This window comes from Streptomyces sp. NPDC028368 (genome assembly GCF_055565615.1).
In genome coordinates this window covers 93,597-118,868 of sequence record NZ_JBVHTY010000010.1, presented here as the reverse complement: position 1 = coordinate 118,868, position 25,272 = coordinate 93,597, and the positions used below count along the sequence as shown (strand labels likewise).

The window sequence follows — 25,272 nt, the reverse complement described above, 5'->3', positions numbered from 1 at the left end:
GTTGCTTCGGGGTGTAGCGCAGCTTGGCAGCGCGCTTCGTTCGGGACGAAGAGGTCGTGGGTTCAAATCCCGCCACCCCGACTGAAGGAACACAGGTCAGGCCCGGTTTTCGGAAACGGAAACCGGGCCTGATGCGTTCTCTGGAGCGTCTCCGGAGTGAGCGAGGGGTGGATCTTGAATGTGCGTCCGTCAGGCGCCACCCGCTGACGCTCCTTCAGGGGCATTTCCCTTGCTTGCCGAGCACCGCATCGGAAGTGATCCGCGCCACAAGCGACGGCGCCCCCGCAGCGCCGGTCGCCTCGGCGGGACAGGTCTCCGGGCTCAACTCGCCCTCGGGCCGGCAGGCGAGCCCACCCGGACCGCACTCATGCTCCGAGCCTCAGGGCAAAAACAACGCCGCGCCATTCGGCGCCGGTCCCTCCCCTCGTGGGGACCGGTGCCGAACGGTGCGGCGGTGTCGATCCGCGCCCCCCGTACCGGCGCGGATCGAGAAAAGGCCGGCCTCGTGGCCGACGCGGCGGCAGTCCGGAGGGGACCTGCTTCACAGATCCCTGGCGCTCATGCGCCGAGGCCGTCACCATCGGCTCGTGACTCCGACGGGAGATGACTGAGAACATGCGTCATGAGTTGTCTCTTTGGGCACTGAGCTGGTGGCCTGTCCGGGCTACGCCCGGTTGCTGCGCCGCTGCGTCGTGATCCTGCCAGCTGTGGCTCCCGCCGAGGAGGTTCCGGCATGGGAACAACGGCTTAACCACAGGTCAGACAGCTAAGGTGAGTTTTCCGGTCCGGACGCAAGCGCGGGGGAAGTAAGGAGTGGAGACCTTGAGTTCCGACTCAGGGGCACGCACAGCTTTCGCCGAACGTCTCGCGCTGCTGTACAAGGAGGCCGGCAACCCTCCCCTCAAGAAGGTGGCCGAGGCGGTCGTCCGCCTTCAGCGGGTCGACGAACGAGGGCGGCCCGTGCGGGTGTCCGTGCAGCGGATCAGCGACTGGCGACGCGCCAAGAACGTGCCTGCGCAGTTCGCCGCCCTCGCTGCGGTGCTGCACATCCTGATCCCCCAAGCACGGCGCTCGCGGCCCGCGCCGGTGTCCGCGGGCCTGTACGACCTGGCCCAGTGGCAACGTCTGTGGGAGCGGGCGGTCGCCGACCCGGTCGGCGACCGCGCCGCGCCATCCGCGCCAGAGGAGGAACACCCGCCGGCCGAAGCCGCGACCGTCCCCGGTGTGTGCCCGTACCGAGGGCTGGCTTCGTATCGCGAGCAAGACGCCCGGTGGTTCTTCGGCCGGGAGCGGAGCACGGATGCCCTCGTTGCCCAGCTCCGCGCGGCGGAGAAGACGGGCGGCCTGGTCATGCTCGTGGGCGCCTCAGGGGCGGGAAAGTCCTCCCTGCTCAACGCCGGCCTGGTGCCCGCATTGCAGAACGGCGCACTGGGCGATGAGAACAGCCCGGAGAGGGAGGTACTGCAGCTCATGCCGGGAGGCGATCCTCTCGCGGAGCTGACCCGCCGGATCCCTGGGCTCGCGCATGTCGTCTCTGCCTCAGAGGAGTCGGCGGCGAAGGAGCCCGGTACTCCGCACTTCGCGCACGCGGTGAGGGAGGCCGCCACGGCATGGGCGGAGCGCGGGACGTCCTCCGCCGCCCGTCCGGTCGTGATCGTGGATCAGTTCGAGGAGGCGTTCACCCTCTGCTCCGACGAGGCGGCCAGGCGCACGTTCATCCAGCTCCTCCACGCCGCCTGCACGCCCACCGAGTCGGGTGACCCGGCCCCCGTCCTTGTCATCCTCGGCATACGTGCCGACTTCTACGAACAGTGCCTCGGCCATCCCGAACTGGCCGACGCGCTACAGCACCGGCACATGGTGCTCGGGCCGCTGACCACCGCGGAGCTGCGCGAAGCGGTGACCGGCCCGGCCAAGGCCGTGGGTCTGGAACTCGAACCGGGGCTGACGGAACTGATCGTCCGGGAGGTAAGCGCCGACGGCCACGGCGGGGCGCACGACGCGGGGGTGCTTCCGCTCCTCTCCCACGCCCTGCTCGCCACCTGGCAGCGGCGGAAGGCGGGACGGCTGACGCTGTCCGGTTACCGCGCGGCGGGCGGAATCCAGGGGGCGGTGGCAGCGACCGCCGAGCGGGCCTGGTCCGGCCTCGACCCGACAGCACGTACGGCCGCGAGGCTGCTTCTCCTCAGGCTGGTCCGGCTGGGCGAGGACACCCAGGCCACCCGTAGGCGGGGGACGCGGCGCCAACTGGCGGACGAGTCGACAGACCCGAACAAGACGGAGGAATCGCTCGAAGCGCTGGTTCACGCCCGATTGGTGACGCTCGACGCAGAGGCTGTGGAGATCACCCACGAAGCGCTGCTCCACGCCTGGCCACGTCTGCGCGACTGGATCGACGAGGACCGGCACGGCAATCTGCTGCGCCAGCGGCTGGAGGAGGACGGCAGGGCCTGGGAGGGCTCGCACCGCGACTCGTCACTGCTCTACCGGGGTTCCCGTCTGGAGCAAGCCCGCAATTGGGCACAATCCGCCGGGGACACCTTTCTCACCCGCAGCGCGGTGGAATTCCTGGCGGCTTCGGTAAGACTGCGCAAGCGCACCGTCTGGATCAGCCGTGGTGCGGTGGCGGCTCTGATCGTCATGGCGATGCTTGCTGTCAGTTCGGCGGTGATCGCGTGGCAGCAGCGGGACGACACCGTTTTCGAGCAGGTGCTCGCCGAGGCCGATCGCGCCCAGTACACCGATCCGTCCCTGTCGGCTCAACTCGACCTGGTGGCGCACGGCTTGCGGCCCAACGACGAGGGCACCAAAAACCGGCTGATCTCGATCGTGAACGCGCCGCTGGCCACACCGCTTCTGGGCCACACCGGCGCCGTCTACCTCACCTCGTTCAGTCCGAACGGGCGGATCCTGGCCACCGCCAGTTACGACCGGACCGTTCGGCTGTGGGACGTGGCGGACCCGACTCGCCCCAAACCCCTGGGCAAGCCCCTCACCGGCCACACGAGCTGGGTGAGCACGGCTGTCTTCAGCCCGGACGGCCACACCCTCGCCAGCGCTTCGGACGACGGCACGATCCGGCTGTGGGACGTGCGGGATCCGCGCCACCCGCGCCCGCTCGGGGCACCCTTGGCCGGCCATGACGGCACGGTCTACCTGCTCGCCTTCAGCCCCGACGGACACACGCTGGCCGCCGCCGACGAGGATCACACCGTTCGCCTGTGGGACGTACGCGACCCGCACCGGCCGAAAGCGCGCGCTACCTTGACCGGCCACACCGGCGCCGTACGCTCCGTGGCGATCAGCCCCGATGGACGGACGCTGGCGGCCGGTGGCGATGACCGCACGATCAGGCTGTGGGACCTGGCCGAGCACCGTCGTCCGACGCCGATCGGCCAGGTGCTGACCGGCCATACGGGCACGGTGCACTCCGTGGCCTTCAGCCCGGACGGCCGCACGCTCGCCAGCGGCAGCTCGGACAACACCATCCGCCTCTGGGACGTGGCCGCCCCACGCCACGCGGCACCGCTCGGCCCGCCGCTCACCGGCCACACCGGCCCCCTGTGGTCCGTGGCCTTCAGTCCCGACGGGAACATGCTCGCCGCCGGCAGCGCGGACAGCACGGCGAGCCTGTGGAACATCAGCGATCCGGCATTCCCGTCACAGGTCGGCGAGCCCCTCGCGGGCAGCAGCGGTGAGATGTACGCCGTGGGCTTCAGCCCTGACGGACGGACGCTCGCCACGGGGAGCGGCGACGGCAAGGTCCGTCTGTGGTCGATTCCGACGTCGCACATGGTCGGCCGGAGCGGAGCGTTCCGCCCGGACGGGCGAGTGCTCGCCACGGCCGCGCGCGACGGACGGATCCGGCTGTGGAACGTGGAGAATCCCGACCGGCCCGTGTCGCGGAGCGAACCGTTCATGCCCGGGGACGGCGGCGAACGTTCGCTGACGTTCTCCCCCGACGGCCACACCCTCGCGGTGCTGACGGCGAACCGGGCGGTGTATCTGTGGAACGTCACCGACCCGGCCCGGCCGGTCTCCTACGGGCCGCCCGTCACCCTACGGACACGGTTCATGGGTCCCGATGCGCTGGCCTTCAGCCCGGACGGACGCACGCTCGCCACCGCTTACAACGAGCACACCATTCAGTTGTGGAACGTCGGCGACCCGTCCCACGTCGTTCCGTTCGGCGCGCCGCTCACCGGTCACAAGGGTTACGTCAACTCCCTCGCCTTCAGCCCGGACAGCCGCACGCTCGCCAGCGGCAGCGCGGACGGCACCATCCGGCTCTGGAACGTGACCGACCCACGCCATACCGCCCGGCTCGGCGCACCTCTCACGGGACACCTGGGACCCGTCAACGCGCTCGCCTACAGTCCCAACGGCCGCACATTGGCCAGCGGCAGCGACGACGACACCGTCCGGCTCTGGAATATGGCCGACCCCCGCAAGGCAACCCGGCTGGGCTCCCCTCTCACGGGCCATACCGAAGCGGTCGCGTCGCTGACATTCAGCAAGGACGGCCGCACCCTGGCGAGCGGCGGCAACGACAGCACGGTCCGGTTCTGGAACGTCACGCGCTCTTCCGGGGCCACTCCCATCGGTCAATCGACAAGCCCCAACGCCAAGACAGGCAATTTCTTGGCGTTCAGCCCCAAAAGCCACATGCTCGGAGTGTCGAGCGGCGCCGGCACCGTCCGGCTGTGGAACCTGAACGCCGACAAGGCAATCCACCGCATTTGCTCGACCACTCGGGGCGTTCTGACCCCGGAAAAATGGCGCGAGTATCTGCCCCATCTCTCGTACGCGCCTCCGTGCGGCGAGTAAGGAAGCCGAGGCTCAACGAACGGCATGTGTCCGAGCGTCAGGCGGACGCCCACGGGCTCCTCTGCGGCGCTTCCCCGGTACTCCGTTTCCGCTCCGCGCCCGACCGCGTCACGTGACTCCGATCACAACTCCGCGTGCTAATTCAGCAGTTGGCTCCCGTCGCGCAGCCAGTCTTGCTAGCCTTGGCCGTAGCCCGATCGCTGGTGCATCCCCCGTCGCCAGCGATCGGGCGCTTTCATGCCCTGCGCGGAACATGAACAACGCCAAGCGGAACGTGAACTACGCCAAGCGGAACGTGAACAACGCCAACGGGGAGACGCGAAAGCGCTCATCACACTCCCCCTCCCCTCACGTGACAAGACCTCACCCCCGGTGGTCGCCGTCCGCCCATTCACCACCAGGCATGCAATGGCGCGGCGCTTTCGATACGGCGGACTGAAGGCCTGCATTAAGGCAATAACCCCCCTCCCCAAACCCCTCCCCGTTCTGTTGAACAAACAACGGGTCAGGCCCTGGACGGAACTACCGACGCATCTTCAGGTGCTTCCGCAGTAGCCGATCGAACAGGCCCTACGGATGATCCGGGACAGAGCGCCCATCGCGCGCCGGGCGACTCCACTCATCAATGCCTCTTGAGGAGTCGTAAGCTGAGGCCGACTGACCGGCCTGCCGATCGACCGATCGAGCGATCGCCCAGGGCGCCAGGCAATGGAACGGTGAGCACTCATGGCAGTGGTGTACGAGCGGATCGCGGACGATCTCCGGAAGTCCATCCGCGCAGGTGAGCTCAAGCCCGGGGACCAGTTGCCCGCCGAGTCGACGCTCGTGGAGAAGTACAAGCGCAGCGCACCCACCGTGCGGCGAGCCCTCGAGGTACTCCAGGCCGAGGGCCTCATCGAGAGGCAGGAGGGGCGCGGCAGCTACGTCCGCCGCCCCCGCACCCCGGCGGTGCGGACGAATCTCCGCCACCAATGGGAGAAGGGCCGGGCGCGAAAGCCGGTGGAGCGGCGCGCCCAGGCCGGCGCCACCGAGCACGACACCGGCCTGAAGGTCGCCGACCTTGTCTTCCATGCGTCGTACCGAGCGATCGAGGCGAACGAGGATCTCGCGAAGGCGTTCGGCCTCCCGGAAGGCGCCATCCTCCTCGAACGCACCTACCGAACGAGGTACGCGGCCGAGAGCGCGCCCTTCAGCCTGGTGACCTCGTATCTCGTCCACGACCTGGCCGCGAAGAACCCCGACCTCCTGGACGCGTCGAAGGAACCGTGGCCTGGGGGTTCGCAGAGCCAGCTCTACACCGTCGGTATCGAACTGGACCGCATCGAAGAGCGCGTCACCGCGCGCCCGCCGACGCCTGAAGAAGCGGAGGAGCTGGAGCTGCCGCCCGGTACGCCGGTGCTCGTGCTCCGGAAGACCTCGTACGACACCCATCACCGCGCCGTGGACGTCTCTGACGTCATCCTGCCTGGCGATCGCACGGAAATGCTGTTCACCACTCCCCTGGAAAGGTGGTGAGTGCCGTGCGCCGGCGCGTCATCATCGTCACTGCCGTCCACGCCCCGTCGGCGCACTACCTGCCGGACGCGTACAAGTCGCTCTGCCGGCAGGAACTGCCCGAGGGCTGGGAGTGGCACTGGGTCATCCAGGAGGACGGGACGAGCGACGAGGTCGCCCCGCACGTCCCCGATGACGAGCGGGTGACCTTCCGTCAGGGGCGGCCCGGCGGCCCCGGCGTCGCCCGCACGATCGCCCTCTCGCACGCGGACGGCGAGTACATCAAGGTTCTGGACGCTGACGATCAGCTGCCGCCGGGCGTACTGGCCCGCGACCTGGCCGCTCTCGAAGGCGACCGCAGCATCGGCTGGGCGACGTCGCGTGTCCTCGACCTGCTGCCCGACGGCTCCACCGCCGGCTTTCCCGGCGATCCCGAGGCCGGACCGATCGAGCGCGGCGCCGTGCTCGCCTTCTGGAAGGCGAACGGCTTCCGCGCCCAGGTCCACCCGGCGACCCTCTTCGTCCGCCGCGACCTGCTGCTCGCCCTCGGCGGCTGGATGGCCCTTCCGGCTTCGGAGGACACGGGTCTGCTGCTCGCGCTGAACGCGACGAGCCGCGGTTGGTTCACGCCCGAGGTCGGGCTCCTCTACCGGAAGTGGCCCGGTCAGGCGACCAGTCAGGCGTCCCACACCGACACCGCGGAGCGCGACGCCCGCATGGCGGTCGTGGAAGCCAGGGCGCGGGAGCTCGCGCACTTCAAGTGGCAGTACCCCACTGCGGACTGACCGGCACGTCGTAGACGACTTCGCAGGGCACGGCGGGCACCACAACGTGCGTGGCCTCACGTGACCAGAAGGTCCGAAGCACGGTCAGGTCACTCACGCGATCGCCTCTTTTCCTCCCCTCCCCCCGCTGGCGCCTGGCGTCAGACAGTGGCCGCGGCCGCCCGGTCCCGGTCGAACGGCAGGTCGAGCATGCGAATCGCATTGCCGCGCAGCAGCTTGTACACGATGTCGTCCGGCAGTCCGCCGACATGATCGGCGGCCACCTCCTTGGTGTGCGGCCAGGTCGAGTCGACATGCGGATAGTCGGTCTCGAACGTGGCGTTGTTGACCCCGACGGTATCGATCGCCGCGACGCCGTGCTTGTCGCGGAAGAAGCAGCAGAAGATCTGCCGGTAGTAGTACGTCGACGGCGGCTCCGGGATCAGGTCCTTGACCCCGCCCCAGGCCCGGTGCTCCTCCCAGACCGCGTCCGCGCGCTCCAGGGCGTACGGGATCCACCCCATCTGCCCCTCGCTGTACGCCAGTTTCAGCCGCGGGAACTTCACCAGGACGCCGCTGAAGAGGAAGTCCATCATCGAGGCCATCGCGTTGTTGAAGCTCAGGGATGCCTGGACGGCGGGCGGTGCGTCCGGCGAGGCCGCCGGCATCTGCGACGACGAGCCGATGTGCATGTTCACGACCGTCCCGGTCTCCTCGCATGCCGCGAAGAACGGATCCCAGTAGCCGGAGTGGATCGACGGCAGACCGAGGTACGTGGGGATCTCGCTGAAGGTCACCGCCCGCACACCGCGAGCCGCGTTCCGGTGGATCTCGGCGACCGCAAGATCAATGTCCCACAGCGGGATCAGACACAGCGGGATCAGCCGGCCGCCGCTGTCCCCACACCACTCCTCGACCATCCAGTCGTTGTACGCCCGGACGCACGCCAGCCCGACCTCCTTGTCCTGCGCCTCGGCGAAGGTCTGGCCACAGAAGCGCGGGAACGTCGGGAAGCACAGCGACGCCTCGACGTGGTTGACGTCCATGTCCTCCAGCCGCGCCTTGGGGTCCCAGCAGCCGCGCCGCATCTGCTCCCGTGTGATGCCGTCCAGCGTCATCTCGTCGCGGGAGAAGCCGACGGCCGCGATGATGCGCTTGTACGGGAAGAGCAGGCCCTCGTACTCCCACCAGTCCGTGATCTGGCCCTCCGGGTCGGTGGTGAACCGGTACTTCCCCCCGACGTACTCCAGCTCGCCGATGCCGGCGGTGAAGGGCTTCGGCCCCTTGTCGCGGTGTTTCTTCGGAAGCCAGGTCTCGAAGAGATGCGCGGGCTCGATCACGTGATCGTCCACGCTGATGATCTTCGGAAGCTCCCCGGTGCCAGGCTCGTTACTGACCACGCCGTACCCCCAACTGCCCTGTCGACTCGGGGCCCATATCTGACGCCCCATCAGATTGAGACTATGGGATCCACCCTGCCGCGACAAGGACGAGGCCGCGATCCGCACCCCTTGCGAGATCGCCGAATGTTCGCTGAACTGACACATCGTCAGCTCCGCTCACGGCTTTGGGGAGAACACCATGCAGACGATCTGGCTCACCGGAGCCGAATGGTTCGCGGTCCTGCGAATCGGCCTCGGCCTGTGGTGGCTGGAGAGCTGGCGGCACAAGGACAAGAAGACCTGGTTCAACGGCGGCGGGATCGAGTGGGCGGCCGGCATCGCGGCCAAGCATCGGTGGCCCGTCGTCCGGCGGAGCTTCGACCGCATGGTCAAACCCCGCCCCCGCGCCATGGCGTATCTCGTCGCCTACGCGGAGCTGGCGCTCGGGCTCGGGCTCATTGTGGGCCTGCTGACACCGGTCGCCCTGGTCGCGGGGACCGTGCTGAACCTGATCTACCTGGTGCTGATGATCCACGACTGGGCGGAGCAGGGGCAGAACCTGATGATGGCGCTGATCTCTGTGACGGCGCTGGTTGCGATGAGCTGGCAGAGCTGGTCGCTCGATGGGGCCTTGGGGTGGTTCTTGCGCTAAGGGCTGTCCCGTAGGGATGCTGGAGAGATGGTGGCGACGTATGTCCGTCACCACTCCGACCGACCCCTCCGCGCCGCAGCACTCGGGTCAGGACCGCGCAGTATGGCCGCTGCTGATCCTCGTGCTCGGCGCCGTGGGGTGATGTTCGCGGCCGGCCTGCTCATCGTCTCCGCGCGGTACCCGGCGCTCGCCACCCCGCTGCAGGTCGCCCTCGGCGGGGCGACCCTCTACGGCGCGGTCGTCACCATCGCGGTCAACCTGGCCCGCCGGTAACCGCGTCTGCGTCCCGCCGGCTGACTCGGTCCGCTGGCGGGACGCCTCCGTACGCCTGGGCCGGCACGCGCCCCCAGCTGATGAAACGCTGCCTCAAGACGCTTTGGCCGGGCCGCCCATCTACTGGCCGCCCACCTGTTTGAGCCGTGAGCTGTCCACGCAAGGCGTCGGGCGCCTTCAGCTCCAGCCTGCCTTCCTCGCCGCGGCGACGGCAGCAGCCTCGGTCGCATCCGCCTTGGCGTTCAGCTCCGCATCCCGGCCCATGCCCTCCCTCCCCGATGCGTCTCCGGCAGCCCGGGATGCCGCCATGGCAGCTTCGTACGCAGCATTGGAGAGCTCGCTACCGGCGTCGTAAGACCGTGCCACTTGGGCCGCAACAAGTGCCGCGGCAGAGGCATTTCTTGCGCATCGTGCATCCGCCGCAGGGTCGGGCGGGCTCTCGGCAAGGTGGGCGAGTCCCTGCGACGACAACCGGAGGGCATGGGCGGCCCTCGCTGCGGGATCCGTTGGTACCACTGCGGCCGCGTCGTTATCGATGCCTGCGTACCGGCAGGTGGCCGCGGCCCGGTCGATGGCACTTCGGCCGCGTGCGACGTGACGTTTTCTGAGGGCTTCCTCGGTGCTCGATGGCACCTCGTGGGCCGACAGGACTTGGGCCGGCGAAACGGGGGTCGGCGGAACAGGGGTCGGCGGAACGTGGGTCGATGGGGCGTGTAATTTCTCACCGCTGCGGGAGTCACTCATTCCCGTCTCCTTGTCTGCCAGGGCAATTGAGGCGCCTGAGGGAAGGCCCGTTGTCGGCCTCAGAGACTGCACCGGCCATGAGCGAGCAACGGGCGTCCGGCAGGGTGGCACGTCGAGCGCCAACAGGCCAGAGAGGCGCCGGAACTCCGCGGGGTCAGCGAAGCCCGAAGGGAAATCTTCAGCTTGCTCGGCCAGAAAGCCGAGCAGGCCGAGCAGGCGGCGATGGCGCGTAGAGGCCGGCCGGCCTCACCCAAGGCGGTAGTGAAGGGCGAGGGTTCATCCTCCGCCGGCCCCCGGGCGCGGCGCCGGGCCGGTATTGCCGAGCCGAGGGGGGAGGGCGGGCTCGCCCCGGCGGACCGAGCCAGGGGCGCGGCGGCTGGGGCGCGGCGGGCGGCGTTCGGAGGAGCTGAGGTGCCAGGGGACGCTGGTGACCATGACGCCGGGGGCGAAGAGAAGGCGGCTTTTGAGCCAGAGGGCGGACTGGTTGTGGAGGAGGTTCTCCCACCAGCGGCCGACGACGTATTCGGGGATGAAGACGCTGATCACGTCGCGGGGGCTGGTGCGGCCGATGGACCGTACGTACTCCACGACCGGGCGGGTGATCTCGCGGTAAGGGGATGCAAGCGTTTTCAGCGGGGTGTCGAAACCCGTTGCATCCCACTGCGCGGTGAGGGCCTCGAGCTCATCGCGGTCGACGGCGACGGTGAGCGCCTCCAGGAAGTCGGGGCGGGTGGCACGGGCGTAGGCCAGGGCCCGTAGCGTCGGCTTGTGGATCTTGGAGACCAGGACGACGGCATGGACGCGTGAGGGCAGCACCATCTCGGTCCGCGGGTCCACGACGGCGAGTTCGGCCGCGGTGTTGTCGTAGTGCCGCCGGATGCCGCGCATCATCACCCACAGGACGATGGCCGCGATCACCGCCAGATAGGCGCCCTGGGTGAACTTCGTGAGCAGCACGACGACCAGCACCAGGCCGGTGATCACGGCGCCCACGGCGTTGATGGCGCGGGCGATGTGGTGGTGCCGCCGCTTGGCCGCGACCGGCTCGGCGCGCAGGGCCCGGTTCCAGTGCCGGACCATGCCGGTCTGGGAGAGCGTGAAGGAGGTGAAGACGCCGAGGATGTAGAGGTGGATGAGGCTGGTGACGGAGGCGTGGAAGGCCCACAGGAGGGCTCCGGCCACCACTGCCAGTGCGACGATGCCGTTGGAGAAGGCCAGCCGGTCCCCTCGGGTGTGCAACTGGCGCGGCAGATAGCGGTGCTGGGCCAGGATCGACGCCAGCAGCGGGAAGCCGTTGAAGGCGGTGTTGGCGGCCAGCACCAGGACCAGGGCGGTGGCGGCCTGGATGTAGAAGAAGCCGACGCTGTGGACTCCGCCGAAGATCGACGCGGCGAGCTGTGCGATGACGGTGCGCTGCGGGGTGGTGTGGCAGTTGCCGATGAAGCCGGTGAGCCGGCAGGCATCGTCGGTGATGTGGACGTGCGAGATCAGGGCGAGGGCGGTGATGCCGGAGAACATCACGATCGCGATCAGGCCCATGGCGCCCATCGTGGTCGCGGCGTTCTTCGACTTGGGTTTGCGGAAGGCCGGGACGCCGTTGGAGATGGCCTCCACACCGGTCAGCGCCGTACAGCCGCTGGAGAACGCGCGCAGCCCCAGCATGAGCAGTGCGAGGCCGGCCAGGTGGGCGTCGCCGGGGGCGGGCTCGATGCCGTACGCGGCGGACTCGGCCACCGGGGCGTCGCCGATGAGCCAGCGGAAGAGTCCGGTGACGCACAGGATGAGGACCCCGGCGATGAAGAGGTAGGTGGGGGCGGCGAATGCGCGGCCCGATTCGCGCACACCGCGCAGGTTCACCGTCGCGAGCAGGGCGACGAAGACGACCGCCATGACCGTGCGGTACTCGTTGAGGGACGGGACCGCGGAGATGATGTTGTCCACGCCCGAGGCGACCGAGACGGCGACCGTCATGACGTAGTCGACCAGGAGGGACGCGGCCACCACCAGGCCGGCCGACGGACCCAGGTTGGTGGAGACCACCTCGTACGAGCCGCCGCCCGACGGGTACGCGTACACGACCTGACGGTAGGACAGCACCACCACCGCCATCAGGCAGACCACGGCGACCGCCGCCCAGGTGGCGAAGTGCAGATAGGCCAGGCCGCCCAGGGTGAGGACCAGCAGGATTTCCTGGGTGGCGTACGCGACGGATGACAGCGGGTCGGAGGCGAAGATCGGCAGTGCCAGGCGTTTGGGCAGCAGCGTCTCCTGCAGGCCTTCACTGGGCAGCGCCCGGCCGATCAGCAATCGCTTGACTGCGTCCACGATTTTCGCCACGCGGGCGAGCGTACGGGCACGTCAGCGCGGAGCGGGGCTTTGGCGTGACCGCCAGAAGGGCTAGGCGGAGCGGCGTGAGAAGGGGAGGTCCCTCCCTCCCCGAGAGCCCTGCCCACGGGGACTGAGCGCAGGGAGCACTGCCCGTCTTCAGCGGCCGCACGCCCCCGCCCGGAGCGGCCATACCTCAGGGAGCGACGTAGAGCCAATCGTGGTGTCATCGAAGGCGGGGGGAAACAACGCTCCAAAGGCGGGAGAAATCATGGCTATGAAGCTGCGAGCCCGAGACATCATGTCCGCCGGGGTGCAGTGCGTAGGCGCGCATCAGTCGCTTCTCGACGCGGCGAAAATGATGCGCGACATGGATGTCGGCTGCCTGCCCATCTGCGGTGACAACAACAGACTTATGGGCTTGATCACCGACCGTGACATCGTCATTCAGTGTTGTGCGGAGGGAATCGATCCGGCGACGGTACAGGCCGGTTCGCTGGACGGCACGCTGCACTGGATCGATGCCGAGGCGGACGCCAACGAAGTTCTGGAAACCATGGAGACGCACCAGATCAAGCGCCTGCCGGTGATCGACGTCAAGGGCGGCCACCAGCTGGTCGGAATGATCACGGAGTCCAATCTCGCGAAGAACCTCAGCGACGAACAGATCGCGGAATTCGCGAGCCGGGTGTACGCAACCGCCGGCTAGGGCGTCCGCACAGCCGCGGCCGGGGGGCCGATGCCTTGTCGGAAAGCCGTCAGCCATCAGCCGTCTCCGTCTGCCCCGGGCCGGTCCGGCCTGACCCGGTCCGGCCCGGCCACACCCGGCCCGGCCAGGCCTCCACGATCTACCGGATCACGTACGTTGTCGCCGTTCCTGCGCGTATTCGGGGTTCGGGGTTCGGGGTTCGGGGTTCGGGTTTATGGATGCGGGAATAAGGGTGCGGGATTCGGGGTCTCTTGACGGCGATTTAACGGGAATTTGACGGCACCTCAGCTCCCTGACGGCAACGCGGCAGGGCAGCCGTAAGAGAGCCGCCAATTCCGTGCGTATCGAGGCATCCGGGCATCGATTGCGGCCTAGATTTCTTTCCGGCCGCCAGGCTGGACATGCCGGCCGGTGAACGTCCGCGCACGCGCACCAGTGACTCGGCGGCCACCCATCCCCGTCCCCTATCGGCCCGTCCAGCCGCCCGCGCCTGCGCGTGGCCGGACTCGCAGAAGGTCTCCCCGCATGCTTCCCGCCGCCCCGCCGCAGCCTCCTACGACTCCTCAGGACGATCAGACTCCCGGCGCGGCAAGGGCACCGAGAGGCCGGTCGCGGCGGCGGCGACGCGAGAGCGGCGGATTCTTCGACCCCAAACAGCTGCTCAAGGCCCTTCCCGACGCGCTGCGCAAGCTGCATCCCCGGGCGCTGGCCAAGAACCCCGTGCTGTTCGTCGTGGCGACCGGATCCCTGCTCACCACGCTCTCCGCGGCATTCCATCCCTCCGTCTTCACCTGGGTGATCAGTCTCTGGCTCTGGCTGACGGTGATCTTCGCCAACCTCGCGGAGGCGGTCGCCGAAGGCCGCGGCAAGGCCCAGGCCGCCTCCCTGCGCAAGGCGCGCACCGACACCGTCGCGCTGCGGCTGCGTAACTGGCGGGTCGGTATGCATCTGCAGCACGCGGACACCGAGGTCATAGCGGCAAGCGAGGTGCAGCAGTTCGACTTCCTGCTCATCGAGGCGGGCGATCTCATCCCGGCCGACGGCGATGTGGTCGACGGTATCGCCGCGGTCGACGAATCCGCCGTCACCGGCGAGTCCGCGCCCGTTATCCGGGAGGCCGGCGGCGACCGCAGCGGTGTCACGGGCGGTACGACGGTGCTGTCCGACGGCATCGTCGTACGGGTCACCGCGCGCCCCGGGCACTCCTTCCTCGACCGCATGATCGCCCTGGTGGAGGGCGCCACCAGGCAGAAGACCCCGAACGAGATCGCCCTCAACATCCTCCTCGCCGCGCTCACCATCGGCTTCATCCTGATCGTCGTCACCCTCCAGCCCATGGCCGGATACGCGGGAGCCACACCGTCCACCACCGCTCTCGTCGCCCTCCTCGTCACCTTGATCCCGACCACCATCGGCGCACTGCTCTCGGCGATCGGCATCGCCGGCATGGACCGGCTCGTACAGCGCAATGTGGTGGCGATGTCGGGGCGCGCCGTCGAGGCGGCCGGCGACGTCAATACGCTGCTGCTGGACAAGACCGGCACCATCACTCTCGGTAACCGAGAAGCGACCGCGTTTGTTCCCCTGCCCGGCATCGACGAACTCCAACTCGCGGAAATCGCCCAGCTGTCGTCCCTGGCGGACGAGACACCGGAGGGCCGCTCCGTCGTCGCGCTCGCCGAACGTCGCTGTGGCCTGCCGGCCCCCTCTGAGGGGGAAATGGAGCACGTCATATACGTCGAGTTCAGCGCGCAGACCCGGATGAGCGGCGTCGATCTGCGCTGGGCCGATGGCAGCGACGGCGCGATCCGCAAGGGCGCGGCCGCCCAGGTGATCGAGTGGGTCGAGCGGTACGGGGGCCATGTCCCGCCCGAGGCACGGAGGTTCAGCGAGGCGATCGCGGCCTTTGGCGGCACTCCGCTTCTGGTGGCGGTGCACGACGCTCACGGGCGACGCATCCTCGGCGTCATCCACCTGAAGGACGTGATGAAGGACGGCATCCGCCAACGCTTCGCGGAGCTGCGCCGGATGGGCATCCGTACCGTCATGATCACGGGTGACAACCCGCTGACGGCAAAGGCCATTGCCGCCGAGGCGGGGGTGGACGACTTCCTGGCGGAGGCGACGCCCGAGGACAAGATGGCGCTCATCAAGCGGGAGCAAGCCGGCGGCAAGCTGGTGGCGATGACCGGTGACGGCACCAACGACGCGCCGGCGCTGGCTCAGGCGGACGTCGGTGTGGCCATGAACACCGGTACCTCGGCCGCCAAGGAGGCCGGGAACATGGTGGACCTGGACTCCAACCCGACCAAGCTCATCGAGATCGTCGAGATCGGCAAACAGCTGCTCATCACCCGCGGCGCGCTGACCACCTTCTCCATCACCAACGACGTCGCGAAATACTTCGCGATCATCCCCGCCATGTTCACGGGCGCCTATCCGGGGCTGGCGGCGCTGAACATCATGGGCCTGCACAGCCCGACCTCGGCGATCGCCTCCGCGATCATCTTCAACGCGCTGGTCATCGTGGCGCTGATCCCGCTCGCGCTGCGCGGCGTGCGCTACACCCCGTCATCGGCGGACGAGTTGCTACGGCGCAACCTGGCCGTCTACGGGCTCGGCGGGCTGGTCGCGCCGTTCATCGGCATCAAGATCATTGACGTGGTGATCTCGGGGGTACCGGGGCTGGGGAGTTGACGGGGACGCGGGAGGAGAGACGGACGCCGGGGAGAGTGAGAGGGCCGCGGGAGGGGTGCGTGAGGGGGAGAAGGACGCGGGGAATGCCGGGCCCCGGACCTACTTGCCGGCCTTCGGCGCCGCCCGCCAGGTAACCAGCGGCTGGCCTGCCACCTCGCTCTGGAAGACGAGGGCGACCGGCGGGTCCCCCTTCGCCATCAGGTGGATGGAACACTCGGTCACCGTGGCGCCCGGCTTCACCATCTTGTACGGGACGGCATCGGGGCACTGGGGTACTCCCGGGCCACCGAGGTCGAGCAGGGTCAGCTTCCTCGACTCCTGGCCGCCGGCGCTCCGCAGCTTCATGCTGTCGTTCATGCTCGGCAACAGGCCGTACTTGCCGCGGTTCCGGTACTGCACCGTCACGTAATACGGGGTCAGCTTCTTCTCGTCCTCCCCCAGGTCGAACCGGCTCAGATCGGCGACGGAGCCGGTGCGCACGCTCTTCGGTGTGATGCGCAACGCGACGGAGTGGCTGCTGCTGTCCGCGGTGAGACCGTTGGCGGGCTCGCCGACGGGCAGCATGCCGCCGGAGGCTCCTCCCTTGGGGCCGTCGACCTGCCACAGAAGCGTGCCGCCTTTGTCGTCCTTGTACGAGACGGTCGCCGGCTGAGCGCCCTTCGGCAGCATGAAGATCGTGCAGTCCGCCGAGGTGTCGTCGGCGGCGAGGGTGGTCGTGCCGCTCTCGCGGCACTCGGCCGGCACGCCCGAGCTGGTGGCCAGCGGGTTGCTCTGGAACAGCGAGACCTGCTGGGCCGCCTGGCCGTCCGCCCCGTTGACGGAGAAGTTCCGCGCCGGGTCCGGACGGTTCACCGTCTCCTTGCCGATGTTGGTGTAGGAGATGGTGAGGTAGTAGGGCACCTGCCCCTTGAGGTCGTCGTCCAGCCGGATGTGCTTGAGGTCGGATTCCGAGCCGCGGGCCAGCCGCTTGGGTGTGATCCGCAGCTGGTGCGGCTTCTTCTCGGTGTCGGTCCAGGTGGCCTGCCGGGGCGTGGCCTTCATCGGCAGCGGCGTGGCCGGCCGGGCGGCGTCGGACGCCTGCGGCGATGCCTTGCCCGGTGTCGATGCGCCGCCGCATCCCACGGCCAGCAGCATGAACACACCGACACCCGCGGTACCGCCGATACCTCTGCGCACCCGCACAACAAACCCCCGTTGATCTATGCCGCCGACGCGTCGTCCGCGGACCGGTCGTCCGCCCACCCGGCAGCGGTCCTCGGACCGGCCGGACCGCCTGGCCATCCGGCCGCTCGGCCTTCCGGCCGTACCGAACCGGCCGACAGACTAGCCGCCCCGGGGCGGTCGGATCGCGGCGGGCCCAAGGCGTACGGGGTGCGGGGTATGGCGTGCGGGGTATGGCGTGCGGGTGCGACGTACGGCCCCCGGCGTACGGGGGCACGTCACCATGGACGGCTCACGCCTCCCGCGGACGGCTCGCCTTCAGCGAGTACATCAGGGGGATGCGGGGGCGGTCGTCGGGGAGCCGGTAGTAGCCGTCGTCGTTGCGGCGTAGTGCGCTGAAGCGCTGGAACATGGTCATGTCGTGTTCGTGCAGGAAGTCGATCCGCAGCCCGGCGCCGGCCAGGGCGGTGATGACGTCGCCGAGCGGGTGCTGCCATTCGACGCTGCGGTTGTTGACCGTGGGCGCGCTGAAGTCCGTGTAGGTTCCGGGGGTTTCGTCCACCCATGCGTCGCGGCTGAAGTAGTCGTAGGTGATGCGCGAACCCGTCTCTTCGTCCAGGGCGTCGCACAGCGGGTGGAATTCGGCGAGGTAGAGGAAGCCGCCGGGAGCTATGAGGGAAGCCGCGGTCTCGGCCCAGCGAACCAGGTCCGGGAGCCAGTTCAGGGCGCCGATGCCGGTGTAGACGATGTCGTACGACGAGTCGGGGACGGCTTCTGCTGCGTCGTAGACGTCGGCGGCGACGAAGGACGCGCGGTCCGGGCCATAGCCGAGCTCGGCGGCCAGTTCGCGGGCGGCCTCGATGGCCGGCTCGGAGAAGTCCAGGCCGACGACGTGGGCCGCGCCGCGATGGGCCCAGGACAGGGTGTCCTGGCCGAAGTGGCACTGAAGATGCAGAAGCGTACGGCCGGTGACATCGCCGACCTCCGCGCTCTCGAAGTCGCGGATCACGTCCCGGCTGCGGCGGAATCCGTCCTGGTCGTAATAATCGCTCGTGGTGTGGATAGCCACGCGTTCGTCCCACATCGCGCGGTTGGCCTCACGCCAGTCGTCGGGGCCGATATGTCTGTCCATGCGGCGAAGTTATCCACAGGCTGACGGCCTCGCCAACGCATTTGTGACGCCGGGCGCAGAATGGGCCCATGACGAACGAGACCACAGGCTCCGCCGAGGCCCCCGACCCGAACCGCTCGAACCGCCAGGACCATCCGACCCCTGCGACCAGCTCCAACAGCTCCCTCACCTCCCCGGGCTCGACCACCTCCACGGACATTCCTGACTGGGAAAAGCGGTTCCGTGCTCCGCGGATCGGACTGCCGGACTGGGCCGAGGACGCCCCGGACCGTTCCCTGTTCGTCTCGAACGCCACCGGCACCTTCGAGCTGTACGCATGGGACCGGGAGACGGGCGGTCAGCGGCAGGCCACGGACCGGCCGAACGGCACGACGGACGGGACGCTCTCGCCCGACGGCGAGTGGATCTGGTGGTTCTCCGACACGGACGGTGACGAATTCGGCATCTGGATGCGCCAGCCGTTCGCGGGCGGCCCGGATGAGCCGGCCACGCCGGGCCTGGCGGCCTCGTATCCCGCGGGGCTGTCCATCGCCCGCGACGGCACGGCGGTCGTCGGGCGTTCCACGGACGACGAGGGCTCGACGGTCCATGTCGTACGGCCCGGAAAGCCGCCGGTGGAGATCTACCGCCACCGTGAGTCGGCGGGTGTCGGCGATCTCTCGCACGACGGCTCGCTGATCGCGATCGAGCACACCGAACACGGCGATGCGATGCACTCCGCGATCCGTGTCGTACGGGCCGACGGTTCGACGGTGGCCGAGCTGGACGACACCAACGGCGGGACCGAGGAACTGGGCCTGTCGGTGATGGGCTTCGCGCCGGTGGACGGTGACGCCCGGCTGCTGGTGGGGCATCAGCGGCGGGGCCGCTGGGAGCCGATGATCTGGGATCCGTTGACGGGGGTGGAAACCGCCCTGGAGATCGACCTGCCCGGTGATGTGGGTGCGGACTGGTACCCGGACGGATCGGCGCTGCTGGTGGAGCACGAGTACCAGGCGCGGAGCGAGCTGTGGCGCTACGGCCTGGGCACGCCGACCGGCGATGACGGCGCGGCCGCGGAGGCCGGCCATGTGCTGACGAGGGTCGAGACTCCAGCGGGTACGGTCTCGGGCGCGACGGCCCGGCCTGACGGGACGGTGGAGTTCCTGTGGTCCTCCGCGGCGCAGCCGCCGGAGGTGCGGTCGACGAGCGGCAAGATCGTGCTGGACCCGCCCGGGATGAAGGCGCCCGGGTCGGTGCCGGTGACCGATGCCTGGGTGGAGGGCCCCGGCGGCCGTATCCACGCACTGGTGCAGCGGCCCGAGGGTGAGGGCCCTTTCCCGACCATCTTCGACATACACGGCGGCCCGACCTGGCACGACAGCGACGCCTTCGCCTCGTCCCCGGCGGCCTGGGTGGACCATGGCTTCGCGGTCGTCCGCGTCAACTACCGGGGTTCGACCGGCTATGGCCGCGCGTGGACGGATGCGCTCAAGCATCGCGTCGGGCTGATCGAGCTGGAGGACGTGGACGCGGTACGCGAGTGGGCGGTCTCGTCCGGGCTCGCCGACCCGAAGCGGCTGGTGCTGGCCGGTGGTTCGTGGGGCGGCTATCTGACGCTGCTCGGGCTCGGCACTCAGCCGGAGGTGTGGTCGGTAGGCCTGGCCGCCGTCCCGGTCGCTGACTACGTGACGGCGTACAACGACGAGATGGAAGCTCTCAAGGCCATGGACCGGACGCTGCTGGGCGGTACGCCGGAGGAGGTCCCGGAGCGCTTCGAGGCGTCGTCGCCGCTGACGTATGTGGAGGAGGTACGGGCGCCGGTCTACATCTCGGCGGGCGTCAACGACCCACGTTGCCCCATCCGCCAGGTGGAGAACTACGTCCAGCGGCTGGAAGGGCGCAACCACCCGCATGAGGTGTACCGCTACGACGCGGGGCACGGCTCCCTCGTTGTGGAGGAGCGCATCAAGCAGGTCCGCCTGGAGCTCGAATTCGCGCAGCGGCATGTGTTCGGGGACGAGGGTGACCACGGAGCGGCGTGAGTGTGCGGAGCGGCATTAGCCCGCGGGGGGGGAGGCCCCCAGGAGCCGCAGCGCTCAGGCGTGCGCCACAGGCCTCTCCCCGTCCCCGCCCCCATCCCCGTCTCCGTCCGCGCCCTCGCGTCCGTCCGTGCCCCCGTCCGCCTCGCCGTTCCGGCTCGCACCCGTGTCGCTCTCCGGCGGGAGGATGCCCAGTGCCGCGTCCTTCGCGGCTTCGGCCTCGCGGCGGAAGAGGCGGAACCACATGAAGACGACGAAGCCCGCGAAGACGAACCATTCGCCGGTGTAGCCGAGGTTCTGGAAGGCCTTCAGGTCCAGCCCGCTGCCCTCCGCCGCGACCGCGGGAACGGCGCGTAGCGGGGCCGGGGCGTCGCTGAGGGTGATCCAGGCGTCGTAGACCTTGTACGGCACGATGTTCACCAGGGACGCCGCGCTGATCATGCCGAGCTGTCCCTGCGGCAGCCCGCCATCGGACTGGACCCCGTCGGTGCCCTGGTTCTCGGACGCCTGCAACGCCCCGGTGACCGTCACCTCACCCTTCGGCGGCGCGGGCACCTTCGCCCGGTCGGCCTTGGAGTTCGCGTCGCCGGGCAGCCAGCCCCGTACGACCGGGAGGGCCTCGCCGGCATCCGTACGCAACAGGGTCAGCACATAGAAGCCCGGTCGCTCACCCTTGGCGCCCAAGGTGCGGTCCGGGACGAGCAGTTGGTGGCCGGCGTCATAGCGCCCGCGGGCGCTGGCCTGGCGGCCGGAGGTGACCTGGTCGACCGGCAGCAGGCTGTCCAGCGGCCGGGCGGCCGCGGCCTTGGCCTGGGCGGAGCGGTCTTCTTGCTGGTGGTGCGTATCGACACGGTCCTCGAAGCGGCCCAGCTGCCAGCTGCCCATGAAGATGCAGAAGGGAATTGCCAGTACGGCGAAGACGTTGATCCCCCACCACCGCGGGGTCAGCAGGAACCGATACACCCCACCAACGGTACGGGGCTCGAACAGCGAAGCCGCACCGCCCCCTCCGCGGCCCGGTTCCGGTCGTCAGGAGTCAGGCCGAGCCGTACCGGACCCATCCCCGAGTCTCCAGGCCCCGAGCCAGGTACCCAACCACGCCAGCACCCCAACACCCAGGCACCCCGTGCCCCACAGCTAGCCCATCAGCACCCGTACCAACACCAACATCAGCACCAGCACCAGCACCAGCACCAGCTACTGGTCCCCCAGCGCCTCGGTCCGGTACACGGTGCCGGCACACGCGTCCGTGATCTTGGCATCGGCCGCGGCCGGCTCACCGGCCTCCGGTGTATGGCTGAGCACAACGCCACCGGACGCCGCGCCACCGCCACCACCATCGGCGCCGCCCGTACCGTCGGCGCCGCCCGCCTGGCTACCGCCGCCGTCCGTCGCCGCGGCGCCGGACTCCGGGGAGTCGCCGGGCGCCTTCGAGGGCTCGGGCGTCGGCGAGGGCCCCGGATTGGCGCATCCTGTCGGGCCGCCGCCGGCTTCCGGGATCCAGGCGAACTTGACCTCGTACGCCTCGCCCGGCTTGAGAACCAGCTGGTCAGGAGTGGTGGCCGGGTCGGGCAACCCGGTTGCTTCGTCGCCCGAGGTGTGGTCGACGACATGGATACGGTCGGCGTTCGTGGCGCCCTGCGCGCTCACGCCGACGGTGCCGCCGCCGTCGATCGAGCACGCCGCGCCGGACGTGTTGACGACTCGGAACGCGCCGTAGACGCGGCCGGCCGAGTCGGCCGCGCCGACCGAGCTGGTGCCCTGCCCGAGCTGATCGCGGCTGCAGACCGGCGAGGTGACGTCCATCGTCTCGTCCGGGGCAGGGGTGCCGGCGCCCGCGCCGTTGCCCGTGCCGTTCTTCTCCCTGGCCCGGCCGTCCTTGCCCTCGGGCTTGCCCGTGCCCGCGCCCCGGCCGTCCTTGCCGGTCGGCTGCGGGAAGGCGTGCTCGGTGCCCTCGCCGTGTGAACCCTCGGTGCTGCCCGGGGCGCGCTGGCTGCTGGCGGCGTTGGCGGGCCGGTCCTCGGAGGAGTCGTTGAGATTCGCTACGTGCACCATGGCGGGGATCGACGTACCGCCGAGCAGCAGCGCGGCGGCCGCGCCCACGACGACGTGCCGACGGCGCTGACGGCGGGCCGGGACCGCGCGGCGCAGCTGTTCCAGCGCGTCCGGAGCGGGTTCCAGATCGCCGACGCGGTTCTGCAGGAGCCGCCTCAGCTCGTCCTCGCCACCGAAACCCCCGCCGAAGCCACCGCCGGTTTCCGTCCCGCAGTCGCCGCCCCCACCGTTGCCGCCACCGCTACCGTTACCGCTGCCGCCGTGCGCGTCCCGACCGTCGGTACCAGCGCCCTCAGCGAACTCGGCCTCATCACCGAACCCGTCCCGCTCCCCAAGCTCGGGGCCGTCGGCACGCCCAGGCTCAGCACTGCTCCCGGCCCCGCGAGGACTCCCAGCGCTTCCCACGCGCCCAGTGCCCCCAACACCGTCAGGGCTCCCGGAGCTATCGGAGCCCCCCGCTCCCTGCCTCTCGCGCACCACGTACAACCCACGCACCACATCACCCGGCACCCGCCGCACGTCACCCGTGTCGCCGGCCACCCCGTAAGAACCCATCACCCGCGACGACGGGGCCGTCCTGCCCGCGCCTCGCCGCGTTCCCCATCGGTCGAACCGATCAAACGAACCGGCTCGATCAACTCGACCAACCCGATCGAACCGACCGAATCGATCGACCGGTTCGTACGGACCGAACGTCTTGCCACTCATGCTGGAGCCTCCATCGCGACGCGAAGCGCCGCGATGCCACGCGACCCGTACGCCTTGACCGAGCCGAGCGATATGCCCAGTGTCTCGGCGACCTGCGCCTCGGTCATATCGGCGAAATAGCGCAGCACCAGTACCTCTCGCTGCCGCCGCTGCAGGCCGCGCATCGCCTGGATCAGCTGGTCCCGCTCCAGCAGGTCGTAGGCGCCCTCCTCGGCACTCGCCATGTCGGGCATCGGCTTGGAGAGCAGCTTCAGCCCGAGGATGCGGCGGCGCAGCGCGGACCGCGAGAGGTTGACGACCGTCTGGCGCAGATAGGCGAGGGTCTTCTCCGGTTCGCGCACCCGTCCGCGCGCGGAGTGCACGCGGATGAAGGCCTCCTGGACGACGTCCTCGCAGGAGGCGGTGTCATCGAGGAGCAGCGCGGCGAGACCGAGCAGTGAGCGGTAGTGCGCGCGGTAGGTCTCGGTGAGGTGATCGACTGTTGTGCCCGCTGCCATCGCGTCGTCAGTGTCCCCACGCTGAGCGGGAACCTGCGCGGGGCCCGCGGTGGGCCAGGGGGCGATCACCGGCATGCCCCCGGACACCCGGGAGCGCGGCGGACGTATCGTCGCGCCTGCTGTGCCCCCTGGGGCGATGGTGAATCCGAGTACCTCTGCCACGCCTGTTGGACACGCTTCCCCCCATAAGGGTTGTACGCGCAAGGCACCGCTTTTGGCGGTGCATCAAATGCCCTCATGCGTACCAGCTCTTCCCCAATGCCCCATATTTCCGACGCATTTACCCCGACACCCGAGGCTCCCGAAGCGGCCCGCGGGTGCCCCGAACCGTCCACGAGGAGTGGCCGGGATGACGCTTCCCGCCGAACCGCCGGTTGCAGTGTGACGGGGGCGAACAGTTAAACGAATCATCGACCCAGATCAAACGGCTCGGACCGAGGATCGCTCACGGAATCTTCACACGTCGCACAAGGTGTCCACAACGTATCTCTGAGAGATCAAGCCCGCGACACCCAATCCCGCCAACTCACGGAGACAAGGTACGGCGACTCGACGCGACACTCCGCGGCGAGCACCTCGGGGGCACCCCACACACAGACACCCCCACAAACGCCCCGCAAACGCCCCCCGCAGACGCCCACGAAGCCCCTGACCTGAGGAGACGCCCTCATTCCCGCCCCAGAACCGCCCGCCCCGACGGCCCGACGCCCCTAAGCCCCCCGCAACTCCCGCGCCACCAGCTCCCCCACCTGGGCCGTATTCAAAGCCGCCCCCTTGCGCAGGTTGTCCCCGCACACGAACAGCTCCAGCGCCCGTGGATCGTCCAGCGACCTCCGGACCCGCCCCACCCAGGTCGGATCCGTACCCACCACATCGGCGGGCGTGGGGAATTCGCCCTCCGCCGGGTCGTCGCTGAGGACCACCCCGGGGGCCGCCGCCAAGATCTCGTGCGCGCCCGCCACCGTGACGTCGCGCTCGAACCGCGCGTGCACGGCCACCGAGTGCGCCGTGATCACCGGCACCCGTACGCAGGTCGCGGTGACTCGCAGCCCCGGCAGCCCCAGGATCTTGCGGGACTCGTTACGGACCTTGAGCTCCTCCGAGGACCAGCCGTCCTCCTGGAGCGACCCGGCCCAGGGCACGACATTGAGCGCGATCGGCGCCGGGAACGGCCCCAGCGTGTCGCCGACGGCCCGCCGCACATCGCCGGGCGTCGTCCCCAGCTCCGTACCGGACACCGCGGAAAGCTGCGCCCGCAGCGTGTCGATGCCGGCCCGGCCCGCCCCCGAGGCGGCCTGGTACGAGGAGACGATCAGCTCGCTCAGCCCGTACTCGGCGTGCAGCGCTCCCAGCGCGACGATCATCGTGAGGGTGGTGCAGTTGGGGTTGGCGATGATCCCGCGCGGCCGCACCCGCGCCGCGCGCGCATTGACCTCGGGCACGACAAGGGGCACGTCCGGGTCCATCCGGAACGCGCCCGAGTTGTCCACCACCACCGCACCCTTGGCCACCGCTACCGGTGCCCACCGCGCGGAAACCTCGTCCGGTACGTCGAACATCGCGACGTCGATACCGTCGAAGGCCTCCTCGCTCAGCGCGACGACCTCGACCTCCTCGCCCCGCACGGTCAGCTTGCGGCCGGCCGAACGAGGGGAGGCGATCAGCCGGATCTCGCCCCATATGTCGGCGCGCTCGGACAGGATGCCGAGCAGCACCGAGCCGACGGCACCGGTGGCACCGACGACGGCGAGATGCGGCTTACGGGCCGTACGGGCGCCCGCCCCCGCGATGACCTCGTGGGACGGACGGCCCGCCTCGGCCGGAATCATCG

At 69.5% G+C, this 25,272-nt stretch carries 17 protein-coding genes and 1 tRNA gene; 9 read left to right on the top strand and 9 right to left on the bottom strand.

The genetic code is table 11. From position 1 onward, the window contains the following. Positions 1-7 precede the first annotated feature (7 nt). The 4 genes from ACZ4S3_RS23435 (at position 8) to ACZ4S3_RS23420 (ending at position 7,106) form a co-directional block, all read left to right on the top strand. A tRNA-Pro gene (locus ACZ4S3_RS23435) sits at positions 8-81 on the top strand. A 732-nt stretch (positions 82-813) separates the two neighbouring features. Continuing rightward, the gene (locus tag ACZ4S3_RS23430) at positions 814-4,827 is read left to right on the top strand and encodes an nSTAND1 domain-containing NTPase (protein ID WP_467937217.1); all 4,014 of its coding nucleotides are present in this window, start codon (positions 814-816) and stop codon (positions 4,825-4,827) included. A 726-nt stretch (positions 4,828-5,553) separates the two neighbouring features. Continuing rightward, a complete protein-coding gene (locus ACZ4S3_RS23425; RefSeq protein ID WP_467937216.1) occupies positions 5,554-6,342 on the top strand; it encodes a GntR family transcriptional regulator in 789 nt (262 codons plus the stop codon). A gap of 5 nt (positions 6,343-6,347) precedes the next feature. Continuing rightward, positions 6,348-7,106, top strand: a complete 759-nt coding sequence (locus ACZ4S3_RS23420; RefSeq protein WP_467937214.1) for a glycosyltransferase family 2 protein — start codon at positions 6,348-6,350, stop codon at positions 7,104-7,106. Between the two features lie 140 nt (positions 7,107-7,246). On the opposite strand, the gene ACZ4S3_RS23415 is transcribed toward ACZ4S3_RS23420, so the two are convergent. After that, entirely contained in the window at positions 7,247-8,485 is a 1,239-nt protein-coding gene (locus ACZ4S3_RS23415) for an amidohydrolase family protein (RefSeq protein WP_467937213.1), read from the bottom strand. A gap of 181 nt (positions 8,486-8,666) precedes the next feature. Between ACZ4S3_RS23415 and ACZ4S3_RS23410 the strand changes: the two genes are divergently transcribed. Both ACZ4S3_RS23410 and ACZ4S3_RS23405 read left to right on the top strand, forming a co-directional pair. Beyond that, positions 8,667-9,119: a DoxX family membrane protein gene (locus ACZ4S3_RS23410; protein WP_467937211.1), complete on the top strand. Its 453-nt coding sequence runs from the start codon at positions 8,667-8,669 to the stop codon at positions 9,117-9,119. Between the two features lie 141 nt (positions 9,120-9,260). Further along, positions 9,261-9,392 carry a hypothetical protein gene (locus ACZ4S3_RS23405; RefSeq protein WP_467937209.1) on the top strand — a complete coding sequence of 44 codons (132 nt, stop codon included), beginning with the start codon at positions 9,261-9,263 and terminating at the stop codon, positions 9,390-9,392. A 177-nt stretch (positions 9,393-9,569) separates the two neighbouring features. Here ACZ4S3_RS23405 and ACZ4S3_RS23400 read toward each other — a convergent pair whose 3' ends face one another. Next, the gene (locus ACZ4S3_RS23400) at positions 9,570-9,701 is read right to left on the bottom strand and encodes a hypothetical protein (RefSeq protein WP_467937207.1); all 132 of its coding nucleotides are present in this window, start codon (positions 9,699-9,701) and stop codon (positions 9,570-9,572) included. 711 nt (positions 9,702-10,412) lie between these two features. Continuing rightward, on the bottom strand, positions 10,413-12,473 hold the full coding sequence (locus tag ACZ4S3_RS23395; protein WP_467937205.1) for an APC family permease: 2,061 nt from the start codon (positions 12,471-12,473) through the stop codon (positions 10,413-10,415). 259 nt (positions 12,474-12,732) lie between these two features. On the opposite strand from ACZ4S3_RS23395, the gene ACZ4S3_RS23390 reads away from it, so the two are divergent. Then, positions 12,733-13,170 carry a CBS domain-containing protein gene (locus tag ACZ4S3_RS23390; RefSeq protein WP_467937203.1) on the top strand — a complete coding sequence of 146 codons (438 nt, stop codon included), beginning with the start codon at positions 12,733-12,735 and terminating at the stop codon, positions 13,168-13,170. Between the two features lie 525 nt (positions 13,171-13,695). Beyond that, positions 13,696-15,867, top strand: a complete 2,172-nt coding sequence (gene kdpB, locus ACZ4S3_RS23385; protein WP_467937201.1) for a potassium-transporting ATPase subunit KdpB — start codon at positions 13,696-13,698, stop codon at positions 15,865-15,867. Between the two features lie 99 nt (positions 15,868-15,966). Here the strand turns inward: kdpB and ACZ4S3_RS23380 are convergent, their stop codons facing one another. Together ACZ4S3_RS23380 and ACZ4S3_RS23375 are read right to left on the bottom strand one after the other, a co-directional pair. Then, positions 15,967-17,043 (bottom strand): hypothetical protein, encoded by a 1,077-nt coding sequence (locus ACZ4S3_RS23380; RefSeq protein WP_467937199.1) that lies wholly within the window; start codon positions 17,041-17,043, stop codon positions 15,967-15,969. A gap of 277 nt (positions 17,044-17,320) precedes the next feature. Further along, on the bottom strand, positions 17,321-18,160 hold the full coding sequence (locus ACZ4S3_RS23375; RefSeq protein ID WP_467937197.1) for a class I SAM-dependent methyltransferase: 840 nt from the start codon (positions 18,158-18,160) through the stop codon (positions 17,321-17,323). Positions 18,161-18,357: 197 nt separating this feature from the next. On the opposite strand from ACZ4S3_RS23375, the gene ACZ4S3_RS23370 reads away from it, so the two are divergent. After that, on the top strand, positions 18,358-20,184 hold the full coding sequence (locus tag ACZ4S3_RS23370; protein WP_467937573.1) for a S9 family peptidase: 1,827 nt from the start codon (positions 18,358-18,360) through the stop codon (positions 20,182-20,184). Between the two features lie 54 nt (positions 20,185-20,238). Here the strand turns inward: ACZ4S3_RS23370 and ACZ4S3_RS23365 are convergent, their stop codons facing one another. The 4 genes from ACZ4S3_RS23365 to ACZ4S3_RS23350 form a co-directional block, all read right to left on the bottom strand. After that, positions 20,239-21,144: an SURF1 family protein gene (locus tag ACZ4S3_RS23365; RefSeq protein ID WP_467937195.1), complete on the bottom strand. Its 906-nt coding sequence runs from the start codon at positions 21,142-21,144 to the stop codon at positions 20,239-20,241. A 234-nt stretch (positions 21,145-21,378) separates the two neighbouring features. After that, positions 21,379-22,641: a hypothetical protein gene (locus tag ACZ4S3_RS23360; protein WP_467937193.1), complete on the bottom strand. Its 1,263-nt coding sequence runs from the start codon at positions 22,639-22,641 to the stop codon at positions 21,379-21,381. Positions 22,642-22,940: 299 nt separating this feature from the next. Then, entirely contained in the window at positions 22,941-23,603 is a 663-nt protein-coding gene (locus ACZ4S3_RS23355; RefSeq protein WP_467937191.1) for a SigE family RNA polymerase sigma factor, read from the bottom strand. Between the two features lie 548 nt (positions 23,604-24,151). Beyond that, positions 24,152-25,270 carry an aspartate-semialdehyde dehydrogenase gene (locus tag ACZ4S3_RS23350; RefSeq protein ID WP_467937189.1) on the bottom strand — a complete coding sequence of 373 codons (1,119 nt, stop codon included), beginning with the start codon at positions 25,268-25,270 and terminating at the stop codon, positions 24,152-24,154. Between the last annotated feature and the right edge of the window lie 2 nt (positions 25,271-25,272).

Bases quoted from the DNA above. Each gene is read 5' to 3' on its own strand.
- ACZ4S3_RS23425 (WP_467937216.1), top strand. From the start codon at position 5,554: ATGGCAGTGGTGTACGAGCGGATCGCGGACGATCTCCGGAAGTCCATC.
- ACZ4S3_RS23410 (WP_467937211.1), top strand. From the start codon at position 8,667: ATGCAGACGATCTGGCTCACCGGAGCCGAATGGTTCGCGGTCCTGCGA.
- ACZ4S3_RS23405 (WP_467937209.1), top strand. From the start codon at position 9,261: ATGTTCGCGGCCGGCCTGCTCATCGTCTCCGCGCGGTACCCGGCGCTC.
- ACZ4S3_RS23400 (WP_467937207.1), bottom strand. From the start codon at position 9,701: ATGGCGGCATCCCGGGCTGCCGGAGACGCATCGGGGAGGGAGGGCATG.
- ACZ4S3_RS23390 (WP_467937203.1), top strand. From the start codon at position 12,733: ATGGCTATGAAGCTGCGAGCCCGAGACATCATGTCCGCCGGGGTGCAG.
- kdpB (WP_467937201.1), top strand. From the start codon at position 13,696: ATGCTTCCCGCCGCCCCGCCGCAGCCTCCTACGACTCCTCAGGACGAT.
- ACZ4S3_RS23375 (WP_467937197.1), bottom strand. From the start codon at position 18,160: ATGGACAGACATATCGGCCCCGACGACTGGCGTGAGGCCAACCGCGCG.
- ACZ4S3_RS23350 (WP_467937189.1), bottom strand. From the start codon at position 25,270: ATGATTCCGGCCGAGGCGGGCCGTCCGTCCCACGAGGTCATCGCGGGG.